Source organism: Streptococcus oralis (genome assembly GCF_001579175.1).
Taxonomy (GTDB): Bacteria; Bacillota; Bacilli; order Lactobacillales; family Streptococcaceae; genus Streptococcus; species Streptococcus oralis_O.
The window spans coordinates 504,456-506,546 of the sequence record NZ_KQ970760.1 but is presented as its reverse complement, the minus strand read 5'-3'; the positions used below and the strand labels follow the sequence as shown (position 1 = coordinate 506,546).

Sequence of the window (2,091 nt, the reverse complement as noted above, 5' to 3'; positions counted from 1 at the left end):
GCAGCATTTTTCTCATCCTGGTTTGCCTTTTGACGTTTTATACAATCTTTCTTAGCATCTTCTTCGTTATTTTCACGTGCCATTTCGATAACGATATTATCAAAGATACTATATTTTTTAGTTGCTTCGTTGATTATTTTTATAGCTTGTCTGACAGATTTTGCTACTACAGGGTTATAAATTTCTTCTGTTAATTCTTTTTCATCAATATATTTGGTTCTTTTTGATGTTTCTTTAGATTTTTGTTTCCCCAATCGTGTGAGAATTGTCATTTGCTCTTCTGAAGTTTCATAGAGTTCTGGTATCAATTCCATCATGAGTTTAAGGGAAAAATTATGCCATCCCTTACTAAATAGACTGCTATTATTTTTTCTAAATTGAACCAATTCAAGTACTTGGTCTTGACTAAAAGAATCCTTTAACTTTGTGTTAATCGCTTCTTCTATACCTTCTCGTTCAGTATTTAGAGTTAAAATATGGGCAAGCTCATCTAAAACATTTCTAGACAATTCCCCAACTGAAATTGTTTCTAGCGATTGCATTTTTCGATAGACTTCAAAAGTATGCATTTCAGGTTTATTGTTTACATCAACTCGATAACCACTTATCTGATCTACTGAAGCATCAATCATTTTAGCAATGTACTTCAATAAGGTTGAGGCTCCTAAGGTTTTAGCTTCCTTAGCATATTCAACAATAACTTTCTTTTGTTCCTCACCCAGTTTCTTGGTCTCTGTAGGAACTGTTAAATTATTTAAATCATTTAGTAAATTAAACTCTTGAGCAGTATAGGAAGCTTTTGAAGCTCTGTATTCATTAGGATAAAATGTACATTTTCCAATTAAAATACCAAAAATATTATCTAACGTCATACCGTCTGTTCTGAAACGTCCATAATCCGTCCGAGATTTTTCATTACCTGGTCCATGATAATATTTTCTTTTCCCTGTAAGGATTTTTAGACAATCCTCTATAAATTCATATGTAATTTTACTATTGAATTCCTGCTGTTTTCTAAGAATTCTTTCAGCTTCTTTTCTATAAGCAGATGTTGAAAAAACATTGATCAATCGGCGTTTCTCACCATTTTCCACAACAGTGAAATCTCCTCTTACCTGACCATATTTTTCGAAACGTTCTAGTTGGATTTGACCAGGTGTTTGTTCAGCAAGTAATTTTCTATTTTCTTCAACTGCCTTACCATAATCAGACGATACTGTACCCCCATCCTCAGAAGCATCATCTAAATAGCTAATACCACGTCTCTTAACAATGTTCTTTAAAGCTATGAACAGCTCTTCATTCGTTAGTTGCTGATTCAAGCCATCTACACGAAGTCGATATGGATTAAGATTAATGGATACCTTAGAAAAATCAGTTAACAAATCATAGTATTCAAATATATCTTGAAGTCGAACACCACGATGTTTTTTCCGACGATTTAATCGTCTAGCCTGTCTACTGTTTCTTCTTTCAACATTATTATCAGCTGTTGCAGCTGGAAAAAGACGAGAATTCGCATGGATAATCTTTCCAGAATTTTTTTCTAGAATTCCCACTCCTACGGATGCAATACCAATATCCAATCCTAAAACTAAACCATTCATAATTATACTCCTAACTAATCATCATATTAATTAAATTTTACTCCTTACTTCCTAAAAAATCAAATCATTATATGCAATTAACTAAAATATCCTGTCTTTTTATAATTATATGCAAATTCTCCCGTTTTCATCATTGATAAAAAAAAAAGCGTGATCTCACGCTTTTGGAGTTCTATTTTAACTTGAGTGATTTCTACATGAAAATTACTAGTTTACTGCCCCCTGCAGGAATCGAACCTGCAACTACTCCTTAGGAGGGAGTTGTTATATCCATTGAACTAAGGGAGCTAGAGAAAAACCCTGCTGGGTGAGCAGAGTTTTTTAGTCGAATTAACGACGGATTTCTTTGATACGAGCTGCCTTACCTTGAAGTGCACGCAAGTAGTACAATTTCGCACGACGTACTTTACCGTAACGAACAACTTCGATCTTTTCAACACGTGGAGTGTGGATTGGGAAGATACGCTCAACACCTACACCGTTA

At 34.0% G+C, this 2,091-nt stretch carries 2 protein-coding genes and 1 tRNA gene; all 3 read right to left on the bottom strand.

Features of this window, described 5'->3' with window-relative positions; all coding sequences use genetic code 11:
• A partial coding sequence (gene cas9, locus SORDD24_RS06830; RefSeq protein WP_081103565.1) for a type II CRISPR RNA-guided endonuclease Cas9 occupies positions 1-1,607 on the bottom strand: 1,607 nt, incomplete at its 3' end.
• 216 nt (positions 1,608-1,823) lie between these two features.
• Positions 1,824-1,895, bottom strand: a tRNA-Arg gene (locus SORDD24_RS06825).
• A 42-nt stretch (positions 1,896-1,937) separates the two neighbouring features.
• On the bottom strand, positions 1,938-2,091 hold a 154-nt coding region (locus tag SORDD24_RS06820), incomplete at its 5' end, for a 50S ribosomal protein L19 (RefSeq protein ID WP_155720142.1).